Below are 13,955 nucleotides of genomic sequence, written 5' to 3' on the forward strand. Positions count from 1 at the left end.
TTATCATCCCGCGCAAAATTTTATCCCTCGCTGGAGAGTCAGGAATGAAAGTAACGCTGCCCGAATACAGCCGTGCAGGCGTCATGGTGGTTGGTGATGTGATGCTGGATCGCTACTGGTACGGCCCAACCAGCCGTATTTCGCCGGAAGCCCCGGTGCCGGTGGTGAAAGTCGATACCATCGAAGAACGCCCTGGTGGCGCGGCTAACGTGGCGATGAACATTGCTTCGCTGGGCGCGAATTCTCGCCTGGTTGGCCTGACCGGCATTGACGATGCGGCGCGCGCGCTCAGCCAGAGCCTGGCCGGGGTCAACGTGAAGTGTGACTTCGTTTCTGTTCCGACTCACCCGACGATTACCAAGCTGCGCGTGCTGTCCCGCAACCAGCAGCTGATTCGCCTCGACTTCGAAGAAGGGTTTGAGGGCGTCGATCCTGAGCCGCTGCACGAACGTATCAGCCAGGCGCTGCCGCAGATTGGTGCGCTGGTGCTTTCCGACTACGCAAAAGGCGCTCTGGCGACCGTACAGCAGATGATTCGCCTGGCACGTGTTGCCAAAGTCCCGGTCCTCATCGACCCGAAAGGGACTGACTTTGAGCGCTACCGTGGCGCAACGCTGCTGACTCCGAACCTTTCAGAATTTGAAGCCGTGGTCGGCAAGTGCAAAACCGAAGCCGAGCTGGTGGAACGTGGCATGAAGCTTATTGCCGATTATGAACTGTCGGCGCTGCTGGTGACGCGTTCAGAACAAGGCATGACGCTTCTGCAGCCGGGCATTGAGCCTTTCCATCTGCCGACTCAGGCACAGGAAGTCTATGACGTGACCGGGGCCGGTGACACGGTGATCGGCGTGCTGGCGGCAACGCTTGCGGCGGGGAACTCGCTGGAAGAAGCCTGTTACTTCGCGAATGCCGCAGCTGGCGTGGTGGTTGGCAAGCTGGGGACATCAACCGTTTCTCCGGTCGAGCTGGAAAACGCGGTGCGCGGTCGCGCGGAAACGGGTTTTGGCGTGATGACCGAAGCCGAGCTGAAAGTTGCGGTTGCCGCTGCCCGCAAGCGCGGTGAGCGCGTGGTGATGACCAACGGCGTGTTCGATATTCTGCATGCGGGCCATGTTTCCTATCTGGCCAACGCGCGCAAGCTGGGTGACCGCCTGATTGTCGCGGTTAACAGCGACGCGTCAACCAAACGCCTGAAAGGGGAAACCCGGCCGGTTAACCCGCAGGATCAGCGCATGATTGTGCTGGCTGCGCTGGAAGCGGTGGACTGGGTGGTACTGTTTGAAGAAGACACGCCTCAGCGCCTGATTGGTGAAGTCCTGCCGGATCGTTTAGTGAAGGGCGGCGACTACAAACCAGAACAGATTGCCGGGAGCAAAGAGGTTTGGGCCAACGGCGGGGAAGTGATGGTACTGAACTTCGAAGATGGCTGCTCCACCACCAATATCATCAAGAAGATTCAAAATAACGGCTAAATTGGCCGTTAAGAAAAAAGCCTCTCGTTTGAGAGGCTTTTCTGTTTCTAGTGCTTCACCAACGTGGCGAAGTAGTACGCCAGCGGAATGGCCAGCAGGTAAAGCCCCACCGGGATTTCACGCCATTTACCGGCAATCACCTTAATGATGATATAGAACAGCAGGCCGCCAGCGATCCCGGTCCCGAAGCTGTTGGCGATAAGCGTGATCATCACCATCATCAGCACCGGCAGACCTTCGGTGAAGTTGCCCAGATCCACTTTGCGCAGGCCGCTGAACATGTTCAGGCCGATAAGGATCAGCGCGGGCGCGGTTGCCTCTTTCGGGATCATCAATGCCACCGGGGTAAACAGCAGCATCAGCAGGAACATTACCGCTGCCGCCAGCGCGGTGAGGCCGGTTTTACCGCCCGCTTCTGCCGCCGCTGAAGACTCAATCAGCGCGGTAGCCGCCGGAATGCCGACCCACGGGCCTAGCGCGGCGGCAATGGAATCCACCATAAACGGGCGGTTGATGTGCGGCATGTTGCCATGTTCGTCCAGCAGGCCAGCCTCGCCACCCACCGCCAGCGTCGTGCCCATGGTGGAGAAAAACTCTGAGGCAAAGAAGACAAACAGGAACGGCAGGAAGGCGATATTCAGCGCGCCGAGCATATCCACGTGCCCCAGCACCGGCGTCAGCGAGTGCGGCATGGCGATAAAGCTCTGCGGCAGGTGAGTGACGCCCAGAGGAATACCGACCAGAGTGGCAAACAGAATCGCCCATAAAATGGCTCCCGGCACGCGGCGAGCCTGAAGCGCAATCGCCAGGAACAGGCCGCACAACGCCACGACAGCGCCAGCAGAAGTGAAGTCACCGAGCGCCAGCGCGTTGGTTTTGGCGTTGGCGAGCACCAGCCCGGCGTTGCGGAAGCCCAGCACCGCAACAAACAGGCCGATGGAGGCCGTCAGCCCAAGCTTGATCGACTGCGGTACCGAGCGCGTGACCACTTCACGCAGGCCAAGGCGGGTAAGCGCAAAGAACAGAATGCCTGACCAGCAGGCGATGCCGAGGCCAATCTGCCAGCCAATATGCTCACTCCCGGCAAGCGTCACGCCGACCAGCACCGAACCGCCGATGCCCGGCCCGACAATAAACGGCAGGTTGCCGTAAAACGCCATCAGCAGCGTGCCGAGGACAAAAACAACGATCGTCCCGGTGGTTGCCGCACCTTTATCCATCCCGCCCACGGCCAGCAGGCCAGGGATAACAACCAGCAAATAGGCGGCGGCGAGAAAGCCAGTGATGCCCGCGAGGCATTCGGTTTTCACTTTGCTTTGGCGGCTGCGAAGCTGGAATCGCCGCTCCAGCCAGCTTTCGCTGGCGGCCTGAGACACTGAATTTTCGGCCATTACTTGGCTCTCCGGATTAATGTGTTGTGTGTGCGTCTGCCGGGTGTTCGTGGCATTCAATAAGCGGGTCGACGATCTGGCGAGTACTGCCGTCCGTCAATCCCAGGTCGGTCAGATGTGGCCCGGCGTTACAGGCCAGGCAGGTGCCTTCGATGGCCTTGAAAACTCGGTACGGTGGCTCCCAGTCGGCGACTTTATTGCTCAATTCACGGAGTTGAGCAAACTGCTGCGCCAGGTCGGCGGCGGGCAGGTCGGAGAGCATCCCGGCAATCGGCATTTCCACCTTCGCCAGCATCTGTCCGTTCTGGCTCAGCGCCATCCCGCCTCCACAGGCGATCAGCGCGTTGGCGGCGAGCGCCATGTCCTGCGGATCTCTGCCGAGGACAACGAGGTTGTGCGAGTCGTGTGAATAGGTAGTGGCAATCGCGCCGCGCAGCTCACCCCAGCCTTCGAGCAGCGCCAGCTGTGGTTTTGCCTCATGGCGACCGTGGCGATGCTGAACCCAAATCAGGCTGAAGCCGTCCGGGACCTGAACTTCGCCGTGCCGGACTTCCACCTCGACTTCGCTCCACTGGGTGAAGCGCGCGCCCTTGATGTGGCGCAGGCGCGCGCGCCCATTATTCACTGGCACCTTGAGAACAAAATCGTTCGGGCTGAGCGACTGAAGTCGGACGGTGTCTCGCGGGGGAACGATGGACGGTGCCGCGACGGGCTCCAACATTTTTCCCTGTTCCGCGATGAGTTTCCCGGCGACATAAACGGTTTGAGCGCTCAGTTTTTCCAGCGTATCGAAGACCACCAGGTCGGCAGTGCGGCCCGCGGCAATCAGGCCGAGATCCGGGCGTTGCAGGCGCAGCGAGGCGTTCAGCGTGGCCAGGCGCAAAGCATCTTCGGCTTTCATGCCGTGCTCGATGAGCAAGTTCAGCAGGGCAACGATACCGCCTTTCGCCAACAGCATGTCCGGCGGCACGTCGTCGGTGCAGACGGTGACCTGCGATGACAGATGCGGCAGGCCGTTCAGCGCGGCGACGATCTCTGGCAGCAAATACGGATGTGACCCGCGAATCTCCAGGGTCAGCCCGGCACGCAGTTTTTCCAGCGCGTCGGCGGCGGAAGTCAGTTCATGATCTGACGTCACGCCAGCGGCAAGGTAGGCCTGTAATCCCGCGCCATTCAGGCCGCGGGCGTGTCCTTCAATCAGTTTGCCGCTTTCCAGGCCAGCGTTAAGAATCTCCAGCATTCTTTCGCTGCCGTTCAGCACGCCGTGCATATCCATCACTTCGGCTACGCCCGCCACTTCCGGCCATGAAAGCAGTGTTTCCATCTCTTTCCCGGCAAAATCAGCGCCGGACATTTCCAGGCCCGGCGTTGAAGGCACGCTGGACGGGGCCGCGCAGATCACGCGTAGCGGCAGGTTGCGGCTGGCGTCAACGGCGTAACGCACGCCCTCAATACCGAGCACGTTCGCCAGCTCGTGCGGATCCCAAAAAATCGTTGTGGTGCCCTGGGCAACGACAATTTCCGCATAGCGCGCGGGCGGCAGGTGGGAGCTTTCAACGTGGACGTGGGTATCCATCAGCCCTGGGCTGAGATAGTTTCCGGCGAGATCGTGAGTCTGGGCGGCATCTTCGCGGCTGCCGCGTGGATGTACGCTGGCGATGAGCGTACCGACGATACCGACATCCGCCTCACGGATTTCACCGGTGGCCATATCCACGATCCGGCCATTGATGAGCAGCAGGTCGAAAGGCGTTTCGCCGAGAGCGGCTTTCACCGCGCGGCGACGTAAATCAGCAGGAGTCATGACAGGTTCCAAAACAGGGGCTCTGGCGGCTACTCTAGGCAGGGGAATACGCTTTGCCCAGATGATTTAATTTATCAGCCGATAAGAAACGTTTATCCTGTGGCAAACGTTTACCTGGCAACCCTGATACTCCAATGGCTGAACCCTGGCAGCGCCTTCCCGCACTCTCGTTAAAACAGATCCAGTATTTTGTGACGCTGGCCAAACTTCGTCATTTCACCGATACCGCCAACCGGCTGGCCATTAGCCAGCCCGCGCTAAGCAGCGCGTTACGGCAGATTGAGTCCGTGTTGGGCGGGAAACTGGTTAACAGAACCGCTGCGGCAGTGACGCTGACGGACCTGGGCGCAGCGCTACTGCCCCATGCCGAACGCGTGCTCAACGTCGCGCAGCGCGCGTTTGACGACATGCAGCGCATTGTCCAGGACGGCGGTGACGGCACGCTTCGCATAGGCCTGGTGCCCTCGGTCGGCAGCCTTTTATTTCCCGATATTCCTCAACGTATTGCAGAGGCTTTTCCTCGCCTGCGGGTGGAGTTTCACGACCGCACCAATGACGCGCTGATTGCCCAGCTTGAAAGCGGCCAGCTGGACTTTGGCCTGGGGGCGCTGGACAGCTCGGTGCCCAAAACGCTGGAGATCCATCCGCTGCAGGAAGATCCCTTCGTGGCGGTAGTCAACTGTCACGATCCTCTGGCAGAATCCAGCCACGCGCCGTGGCGAAGCCTGGTGAAACGGGACATCGCGGTGTTTTCAAAAGGGAATATCAGCCGGCTGGTCGCGGCGATGGCGGAAAGCCAGCGCCTGACGCTGAATGCGCGCTATCAGGTTGATTTTATTGAAACCCTTTATGGACTGGTGCGCTCACAGCTGGCGGTGGCGATTTTACCGCAGCTTTACACCACCTTTTTGCAGGACCCCGAGCTGAAAGTGATTCATTTGCAGCAGCCTTCGCTGAGCCGCACCGTGGCATTGATGCGCAGCACTGAGCCGTTCGCGCCGCAAATAGAAGCCTGCTTCCAGCTTATTGTCCGCCTATTACAACAACGAAAAGTACTCTGACTTTACAAGGAAAACCTGACATGAAAAAGATCCTGCGCGTGGTGGTTGTGCTGCTGATTTTGCTGGTGGCCGCCGTCGCAATCCGCCTGTGGCTGCTGCATCGCCACAGTGATGCTCTGTGGAATATCATCAGCCAGCAGTGCATTCCCAATCAGCAGCAGAACCACTCCCCAGCGCCTTGCCTGAAAGTCGATCTGGCCGGGCGCTACCTGGTATTTAAAGATGCCAAAGGCCCGCTGCATAATTTGCTGATGCCGACGGACAAAATCACCGGTATCGAGAGCCCGAAAATCCTTGAAAACGGTGCGCCAAATTACTTCCTGGATGCGTGGGAGAATCGCCACTATCTGCTGGATGAAACCACAAAAGCGGTTCGGGACGATGATTTGGTGTTAGCGATCAACTCTCGCTACGGACGCTCTCAGAACCAGCTGCACATTCACCTGTCCTGCCTGCGCCCTGAGGTGTATCAATCCATTAACCAGCTTGCCGACAAAGTCGGTGACCAGTGGCAGCCGTTTGGTGCGGAGATCCTTGGCCATAAATATCTGGCGAGAAAAGTCCCGGCAGAGGCGAATCCGTTTACCGTGCTGGCGGAGTACGTGAAGGCTCAGGGCGATGAGATGGAAAACTTTGGCCTGGCGCGAGTGGTGACAACGAAGGGGGATGTGGTGCTGTTGGCTAACCCTCGTCAGCTGCTGGGCGGGAACCAGGGTTCGGCGGAAGAGATGCTGGACTACAGCTGCTCGCTGGCAAACTAAAACAAAATGGCCTCTTAGCAAGAGGCCATTTTTTTGTGCCGTTACGACAGGTAATTCATGCCCTGTTTGAGCACCAGATCGCAGGCTTTGGTTTTCACCTTTTCAGCCAGCGGCGAGTTGCCGATGCTGTTCAGATCCAGCTTCTGGCCGTTGGCCGTGTTCAGTAAGCCCATCAGGCCCTGATTATAGTCCTGCTTGTCGGCAGGCTTGGTGCTGCTTTCCAGCCCCAGCTTGGTCATCAGCTGGTTTTTAATGTTGTCGGTATTGGTGACGGAAGCCAGTTTATTCTTCGCGCAGTACTCCATCACGCCAGCCGCATTGGTCATCGTACTTGAGCTGAGAGATTTGCTGTTGCCGTTCAGCAGGCTGGTCAGTGAAGAGAGAGACAGACCGCCGGTCTGAGCGCCATTGCTGGTAGTAGTGGCATTGCCGCTTTTAGTCAGTTCATTGGCGGCGCTGGAAAGTTGTTCCTGCCAGTTTGCAGCCGTTGCCTGGCCCGCGAAAAAGGCTGCTGCCAGCGCCATTGCGCAGAGCGTTTTATTCCTTGCTTTCATCTTGTGATACTCGCTTTGTTTGCCTGCGGTGCAGGAGATTTCAGGCGTGAGTATAGCGCTTTGGCCGGAAGCAGGGGGATTGAGAGTTGTCTTAAACCGTGGGGGCAGGAGAAAAAGCCGGGTTTCCCCGGCTGTAGCATCAGTTGATGATGTTCAGGGTCACATCAATGTTGCCGCGGGTTGCGTTGGAGTATGGGCAAACAATGTGTGCCGCATCGACCAGTTTTTTCGCTTCGGCAGCGTCCATCCCCGGCAGGTGGATATTCAGCTTCGCTTCGATACCGAAGCCGGTTGGCAGTGGCCCGATACCGACTTCACCTTCGATGAAAGCGTCAGCCGGCATGGAGATTTTATCGCGGCCGGAGACGAACTTCATCGCGCCCAGGAAGCATGCGGAGTAGCCCGCCGCGAACAGCTGCTCAGGGTTGGTGACTTCGCCACCCGCGCCGCCCATCTCTTTTGGCAGGCCCAGTTTGACGTCCAGTACGCCGTCGGAAGAGGTTGCACGACCTTCACGGCCACCGGTGGCTTTGGCTTTTGCGGTGTAAACGACTTTTTCTAAAGACATGGCAGGTTCCTCATCTTACATTTAGTATGTGCTATAAAATAGCGTGCGATTTACATGATGTTTTAAAAATCGCCGACAGTATCGACGATTAATTATTACGTATTTAAATTACTGCGCAAAGTTTCCAGCTGCGCTTTCAGCGCCAGCATGCTGTCTACGCTACAGGCAGAAGCACAGCGCACGGAGTCTGGAATACCCAGCGCTTTTTCCTGCAGCGCTTTCCCTTCCTGGGTCAGCGTGACTGCCACCTGACGCTCGTCTTCGCGGGAGCGCTGACGTAGCAGCAGCCCTGCGCTTTCAAGCCGTTTTAGCAGTGGCGTTAAGGTGGCTGAGTCTAAAAACAGACGCTCGCCGATTTGCGACACCGTGACATCGTCCTGCTCCCACAGCACCAGCATCACCAGGTATTGCGGATAGGTGAGCTGCAGCGGCGTAAGCAGCTGGCGGTAGAGCTTGTTCACCGCCAGATTGGCGGAGTAGAGCGCGAAGCAAAGCTGGTTGTCCAGCAGCAGGGCGTTCGTTTCGGTGGATGTCTTCTTCATGTTTCTCAATATAGATAGCGCGCGATTAAATAGCAAATTTTATTTTACGGCGATTTCGTCTGTGCGATCAGACCCGGGGCTTTTTGCGATAAAGCCACAGCCCCGGCAGAGAGAGCCCGATGGACAGCGCCCCCACGATAAATGACGCTTTCAAGAAGTTGGTCACCAGTTGGATCATCAGCGGATCGCTGTAGCCAAAGTGCGTCAATTTTACCGCCGAGATCATTGCGGTATAGGCGTAGATCCCCGGAAACATAGGAATGACGGCCGCAACGGTAAAGACCTTCGGGTGAGCAAGATACCAGCGTGACCACTGAATACCAATGATGCCGACCAGAATCGACGCCAGAAAAGTGCTCCACTCGATGTTTAAACCCGCCGTCATCATCGCCATACGCGAGCCGTGGCCGATGGCACCGAGAAGCCCACAGTAAGGCAGGGCGCGCTGAGGTACGTTAAAGACTAACGCAAAGCCCACCGCCGGCACGGCAGACAGCGCCATATCCTGAAGCAGGGCCAGAAGAAATTCGATTATGCCCATCCTCTTAGCCCCCATACCGCCATTGCCATCACCACGCCAATGCAGGTTGCCAGCGTGAGCAGGCTGGCCATCGCCCAGCGAGCAAGCCCGGTATTAACATGGCCTTTAAACATGTCGGCCACGGCGTTAATCAGCGGGAAACCGGGGACGAGTAATAACACGCTCGCGGCCATCGCAATATTGGAAGTGGCGGCAAATGGGCCTTTGGCGATAAGCAGGCCCGAAACGGTAGTGGCGACAAACGCGGTGATGCAGAAGTTGATCTGCGGATGAAGCTGGCGGTGGGTGAACAGCTGGCGGACATACATCGCCAGTGAGCTGGCGACAAAGGCGACAAACGCCCCGTCCCAGCCACCGTTGTTCAGTTTGCAGAAACAGCCGCAGGAAAGACCCACCATCAGGACAACCAGCCAGCGTGGGTAACGCAGCGGTTTGATGTGTTCGAAGCGTTTGAGAACGTCCCTGGCATCCAGCAGCTTGTGTTCGGTGAGGATCACGATGTGCTGTACTTCGGTGACGACGTGCATGTTGATCCCGCGATCGTTATTTTTGCGGGTAGTCGTCAGGCACTGATTGTCTTTAATGGTGCTAAGTACAATGGCGTTAGCGGAGATTGAGCTTTCCACGCTGTCCATCCCCAGCGCTTTGCCAAGGCGGGTTGAAAGCTCCTCGACCAGCGCGCTTTCTGCCCCGTGCTGCAGTAAAAAGAGCGCGCATTGAATACATAAACGAGTGACGTCCCGCTGGGAGGCAACATCTGGCTGCATGCTTGATCCTGACTAAAGAGAAGGAAATGCGCTTAACGTTTATCCATTTAACATGAGCGCATCGCTTCATTAGCCGCGTCAGATCAAGCTTTGCGTCACTTAGACGGCAATTACTGGCAGACGTCCACCCATTTGGCGTGGGTGAGTTCGGCCATGCGTTCAGGTGAAATGCGGACGGCGCTGTGAATGGCCCCTGCGGCGGGCAGCACTTCATCGTACTGGCGGAGTGAGATGTCGCAGAACACCGCCAGCGGGTTTTCCAGCCCGAACGGGCAAACGCCACCGACCGGATGCCCGGTCCAGTTCACTACTTCATCGCTGCTGAGCATGCGCGCTTTAGAGCCAAATGCTTCTTTAAGTTTCTTATTATCAAGACGAGCATCGCCCTTGGCGACGATCAGAATAATGTCGTTTTTGACCTTTAATGAGAGCGTTTTGGCTATTTGTCCGGGGGCCACATTGTGGGCGGCGGCGGCAAGCGCGACGGTAGCGGTGCTTTGGTTTAGCTCGATGATGTCTATATCGGGGGCATGGTCGGCGAAGAATTGCCGCACGGACTGCAAACTCATGATTTTCTCCTGATCCAGGTGGCAAATAATTTCGCATAAGCTTGTGCTTTCTGTAAACCGCTTATACTTATCTCATACCCGCCTTGTCAGAAATTTCTGGATCTCCTTCACAATCAATGAAACCGGTTGCAGTAACCGGTTGCAGTAATAAATTCCGCGAGGAATACTGAATCCTGTAACCCCCCCTGTACCTAATAATAAGAGTCGTCTATGAAACGTATCCTTTTATGCTGTGCCGCTGGTATGTCTACCAGTATGGTCGTGAACAGGATGAAACAGGCCGCCCAGGATCAACAGATTGAGGTTGAGATCAAGGCGGTGGGTATCGAAGAGTTCACGGATGTTATGCCTGAATTTGATTGCTGTTTACTCGGTCCGCAGATCAAATACCGTCTGGAAGATTTTAAGGCTCAGGCCGCGCCCAAACGGATCCCGGTCACGGTCATTAACTCTATGGATTACGGAATGATGCGCGGCGACAGAATTCTCGCCGACGCACTCGCGTTGATAGCCTGACAGGAGAGCCACTATGTCTTCCAACCATGCTGCTTTTAATTTAATTTTTCGGTTTGTTGAGAACTACGTTAGCCCGATAGCTGGCCGCATTTCTTCCCAGCGTCACGTGATGGCCATTCGCGACGGCTTTATTTCTGCGATGCCATTTATGATTGTCGGCTCGTTCCTGCTGGTTTTTGCTTATCCCCCGTTTTCGCCCACCACGACATGGGGCTTTGCTCGCGCCTGGCTCGACCTGGCGAAGCAGTTTGAAGGGCAGATTTTAACGCCGTTTGATATGACGATGGGCATCATGTCTATCTACATTTGTGCGGCGATCGCCTACAACCTGGGTAAACACTACGTTAAATCGCACGGGCTCGATCCTTTCATGTGCGCCATGCTGTCGCTGATGGCTTTCCTGGTGGTTGCGGCCCCGAAAACCAAAGGCACGCTGCCGGTGGACAGCCTTGGCGGCACCGGGATCTTCACCGCAATCCTGGTGGCGATTTACTGCGTAGAGATGATGCGTTTCCTGAAGGCGCATAACATCGGCATCAAGCTGCCGGACCAGGTGCCGCCGATGATCAAAAACTCCTTTGATCTGCTGATCCCTGTGCTGGTTGTGGTGCTGACGCTGTATCCGCTGAGCCTGTTTATTCAGTCCCAGTTCGATATGCTGATCCCTCAGGCCATTATGGCGCTGTTCAAACCGCTGGTGTCCGCGGCGGATTCTCTGCCGGCGATTCTCCTTGCCGTACTGATTGCTCACCTGTTGTGGTTTGCGGGTATCCACGGGGCGGCGATTGTCTCCGGGATGCTGCAGATGTTCTGGCTGACCAACCTGGGCCTTAACCAGGGCGCGCTGGCTGCCGGTGCGCCTCTGCCGCATATCTTTATGGAAGCGTTCTGGACCTTCTTCATCGTGGTCGGCGGTTCCGGGGCAACGATGGGATTGGTTATCTGCTACCTGCGCAGTAAATCTGCCCACCTGCGTTCCATTGGCCGCCTGAGCATCGTGCCAACCTGCTTTAACATTAACGAACCGGTGATCTTCGGGACGCCGATTGTGATGAACCCAGTATTCTTTATTCCTTTCCTGCTGGCGCCAATGGTCAACGCCGTGCTGGCCTGGGGCGCGATGAAGCTGGATCTGATTGGTCGCGTGATTTCCGTGGTACCGTGGACCGCGCCTGCGCCAATCGGTGCCGCCTGGGCGCTGGGCTGGGACTTCCGTGCCGCAATTCTGGTGATTCTGCTGGCCTGCGTGTCGTCCATCATCTACTTCCCGTTCTTCAAAGTGTACGAGAAGCAGCTGCTGGAGCAGGAGAAAGAAGAAGCTCAGAGAGCGAGCGAGGAAGGGAGCCAACAGCTGGCTTAATGGTTTAGCGGAATGAAGAACGGCGGGGAAACCCGCCGTTTGCTATTTCCCCGCCTCTTGCTATTTCAGAGTGCAGTCGCCGCAGCGCTGGACGTCAGGCAGCTTATAGCGCTGGCAGCAGGTGCGTCTGACCAGAATGCCTTCACGCGAAATGACCGTGCGGTAGAGTGGATTCTCCCGGCCACATGAAAGCTGTTTTTCAAAGAAACAGGTCTGCACCAGCGCCGCCAGGCTCTGTTCATCCAGAAGTGGTTTTAGCTCGCCGAAGAACCAGTTCACCAGGTAGCCGGTGTTGCTCCAGATAAGTCGGGCGTTGATCTCTTCGCTGGCTTCCAGCGCCGCTACGACCGGCATCAAACCTTCAACGATAAACTGCTCTAGCCGCAGATGGAGCGGCAGCTCGCTTGCCCGGCAATCTTCAGTCACGTCAATCCAGAAGCATTTTGCCCGGCCCGTTTCGTGGAACTCGGCCCGCACATGCTGGGGGGCAATATTCAGCGCTTTAGGCTGAGTCAGCAGCGCCATCATCATCGGTGGCACCAGCAGGCCGATGTACCATTGCGCCCACAAAGACTTCAGCGGTTTGTGCTCGCGGGTAAGTTCAGGCTGGTGACGATAGATATGGTCGCCGTAGGCCGCCATTAGGGAGGTTAGCGTGGTGGGACGCTGCCACTCGCTTAGCGTCATTGCTGTGGCGGGAGCCTGTTCGTTTAATTTGATGATGTCGTTGAAGTACGGGCGGTGCGCGGCAAAATACTCCCGCAGCGAATCTGCCTGCGGGCCTGTCGCTGGGGACCAGGGAAGAACAAAGCAACCGCTGTCATCGCTGAGCTGGAGGGAGTGAAGCGCCATACTTTCGTCAGGGAGTAATCTAAATGATAATGATTAGCAATACTAACGGTGAGCGAAATCTCTGGCAAGGTGAATTCACCGCCACCGCTCAGTGATGGCTGTTTTTGCGATCTGGCGCGTCTCGCCGGGTTAATTCACGGCGAGCATTTCGTTGGTCAGGATGCTGTTTCTTCCTCGGTTTTTGGCCTGATAAAGCGCTTTATCCGCGAGGCTCAGGGCATCATCTATGCTGCCTTCAGTGAATGGCGCAAGCCCGATACTGACGGTAACGTTGGTCGCGACCTGGGTATTAAACATATGCGGGATGTCCAAATCGAAAACGCGCTGGCGGATCCTTTCCGCCGACTGCATCGCACGTTCCGCGTCGATGTTGGTGAGCATAATCATGAACTCTTCCCCGCCGTAGCGCGTGACAAGATCCCTTGAACGCACGGCATCGCGAATCGCTGCCGAGACCCGGATCAACGCCTGGTCGCCCATCGCATGGCCGTAGTGGTCGTTGTACGACTTGAAGTGGTCGATATCCAGCAGCAAAACGAAGTGGCTGCCGCTACCGGAGGCCTGAATGTGCTCGAGGCGGTTTTGAAAGCCGCGGCGGTTGTACAGGCCGGTTAAAGGATCGAGCATGCTGAGATCGGTCAGTGTCTCTTTTTCTTCAAGCAGTTTATTCATCAGCCGCTGGGTGAAACGGTCATTACGTTTCTGAATAATATGCTGAATAGCGATCCCGATAGCGGGCAGCGCAATGGAATAAATTACCCTCAGCCATTGGTCAACATTACCCAGCCAAAGTACGACCAGCGCCACGGGCAGGCTGTGCAGCAGGAAAGCCACAATATTATTAATAAATGCAATAGCGCCAATAAAAAGCACCGACATCAGGCTAATCATCAGAAATGAGGTGTCCAGGTCCGCGATGGCCGCGTTTTTAATGAAAATATGCACCGCCCATAATAACCCGAAAAATAACGAGATAATATTCAGGTTAATCAGCTGCTTATTATTCCACATCTGCCAGGCAAGCAAGGCCAGGCTCATCAGCAGAATGGCGACAACGGGCGGCGTTATGCGCACTGTCGAATAGAGCGGAAAGAGAATAGAAAAAGCGGCTGCCAGGGCGTTGAGCAGCAAAAATAAACGTAAAGAAAGCAGCTGCTTTGCTTTGAGTAAGGCTCGCCAGGTTTGGGCTGTCATAGA

Annotated in this window: 15 protein-coding genes; 5 read left to right on the plus strand and 10 right to left on the minus strand. The window is 56.6% G+C overall.

Features of this window, described 5'->3' with window-relative positions:
- The first annotated feature begins 44 nt into the window (after positions 1-44).
- Complete coding sequence (hldE, locus tag F3J26_RS09285) at positions 45-1,472, plus strand: bifunctional D-glycero-beta-D-manno-heptose-7-phosphate kinase/D-glycero-beta-D-manno-heptose 1-phosphate adenylyltransferase HldE (RefSeq protein WP_166876997.1); 1,428 nt, start codon at positions 45-47, stop codon at positions 1,470-1,472.
- A 47-nt stretch (positions 1,473-1,519) separates the two neighbouring features.
- Here the strand turns inward: hldE and F3J26_RS09290 are convergent, their stop codons facing one another.
- Entirely contained in the window at positions 1,520-2,863 is a 1,344-nt protein-coding gene (locus F3J26_RS09290) for an NCS2 family permease (protein WP_008460050.1), read from the minus strand.
- Between the two features lie 16 nt (positions 2,864-2,879).
- Entirely contained in the window at positions 2,880-4,667 is a 1,788-nt protein-coding gene (locus F3J26_RS09295; protein WP_166993443.1) for an adenine deaminase C-terminal domain-containing protein, read from the minus strand.
- A gap of 134 nt (positions 4,668-4,801) precedes the next feature.
- Here F3J26_RS09295 and F3J26_RS09300 point away from each other — a divergent pair, with 134 nt between their 5' ends.
- Positions 4,802-5,728 (plus strand): LysR family transcriptional regulator, encoded by a 927-nt coding sequence (locus tag F3J26_RS09300; protein ID WP_008460054.1) that lies wholly within the window; start codon positions 4,802-4,804, stop codon positions 5,726-5,728.
- Positions 5,729-5,748: 20 nt separating this feature from the next.
- On the plus strand, positions 5,749-6,489 hold the full coding sequence (locus tag F3J26_RS09305; RefSeq protein WP_008460056.1) for a CDP-diacylglycerol diphosphatase: 741 nt from the start codon (positions 5,749-5,751) through the stop codon (positions 6,487-6,489).
- Between the two features lie 41 nt (positions 6,490-6,530).
- Here the strand turns inward: F3J26_RS09305 and F3J26_RS09310 are convergent, their stop codons facing one another.
- The 6 genes from F3J26_RS09310 to F3J26_RS09335 all read right to left on the minus strand — a co-directional run bounded on the left by F3J26_RS09310 (position 6,531) and on the right by F3J26_RS09335 (position 10,030).
- Positions 6,531-7,043 carry a YjjA family protein gene (locus tag F3J26_RS09310; RefSeq protein WP_034809722.1) on the minus strand — a complete coding sequence of 171 codons (513 nt, stop codon included), beginning with the start codon at positions 7,041-7,043 and terminating at the stop codon, positions 6,531-6,533.
- A 139-nt stretch (positions 7,044-7,182) separates the two neighbouring features.
- A complete protein-coding gene (locus tag F3J26_RS09315) occupies positions 7,183-7,611 on the minus strand; it encodes an organic hydroperoxide resistance protein (RefSeq protein WP_166876986.1) in 429 nt (142 codons plus the stop codon).
- Between the two features lie 95 nt (positions 7,612-7,706).
- The gene (locus F3J26_RS09320) at positions 7,707-8,153 is read right to left on the minus strand and encodes a transcriptional regulator, SarA/Rot family (protein WP_166993445.1); all 447 of its coding nucleotides are present in this window, start codon (positions 8,151-8,153) and stop codon (positions 7,707-7,709) included.
- Between the two features lie 67 nt (positions 8,154-8,220).
- Positions 8,221-8,694: a threonine/serine exporter gene (locus F3J26_RS09325; protein ID WP_166993447.1), complete on the minus strand. Its 474-nt coding sequence runs from the start codon at positions 8,692-8,694 to the stop codon at positions 8,221-8,223.
- Complete coding sequence (locus F3J26_RS09330; protein ID WP_166993449.1) at positions 8,685-9,461, minus strand: threonine/serine exporter family protein; 777 nt, start codon at positions 9,459-9,461, stop codon at positions 8,685-8,687. Before F3J26_RS09330 ends, F3J26_RS09325 begins: the two co-directional genes overlap by 10 nt.
- Before the next feature lie 110 nt (positions 9,462-9,571).
- The gene (locus tag F3J26_RS09335; protein WP_008460069.1) at positions 9,572-10,030 is read right to left on the minus strand and encodes a YbaK/EbsC family protein; all 459 of its coding nucleotides are present in this window, start codon (positions 10,028-10,030) and stop codon (positions 9,572-9,574) included.
- Positions 10,031-10,240: 210 nt separating this feature from the next.
- On the opposite strand from F3J26_RS09335, the gene F3J26_RS09340 reads away from it, so the two are divergent.
- Both F3J26_RS09340 and F3J26_RS09345 read left to right on the plus strand, forming a co-directional pair.
- The gene (locus F3J26_RS09340; RefSeq protein ID WP_039290026.1) at positions 10,241-10,546 is read left to right on the plus strand and encodes a PTS sugar transporter subunit IIB; all 306 of its coding nucleotides are present in this window, start codon (positions 10,241-10,243) and stop codon (positions 10,544-10,546) included.
- A gap of 13 nt (positions 10,547-10,559) precedes the next feature.
- Positions 10,560-11,906 (plus strand): PTS cellobiose transporter subunit IIC, encoded by a 1,347-nt coding sequence (locus tag F3J26_RS09345; protein ID WP_008460071.1) that lies wholly within the window; start codon positions 10,560-10,562, stop codon positions 11,904-11,906.
- Between the two features lie 60 nt (positions 11,907-11,966).
- Here F3J26_RS09345 and fhuF read toward each other — a convergent pair whose 3' ends face one another.
- Both fhuF and F3J26_RS09355 read right to left on the minus strand, forming a co-directional pair.
- Complete coding sequence (gene fhuF / locus F3J26_RS09350; protein WP_166993451.1) at positions 11,967-12,758, minus strand: siderophore-iron reductase FhuF; 792 nt, start codon at positions 12,756-12,758, stop codon at positions 11,967-11,969.
- Positions 12,759-12,887: 129 nt separating this feature from the next.
- Positions 12,888-13,952, minus strand: a complete 1,065-nt coding sequence (locus F3J26_RS09355; RefSeq protein WP_166993453.1) for a diguanylate cyclase domain-containing protein — start codon at positions 13,950-13,952, stop codon at positions 12,888-12,890.
- Positions 13,953-13,955 lie beyond the last annotated feature (3 nt).

It is taken from the genome of Enterobacter sp. Ap-867 (assembly GCF_011752855.1).
In the GTDB taxonomy this organism is placed as follows: domain Bacteria; phylum Pseudomonadota; class Gammaproteobacteria; order Enterobacterales; family Enterobacteriaceae; genus Cedecea.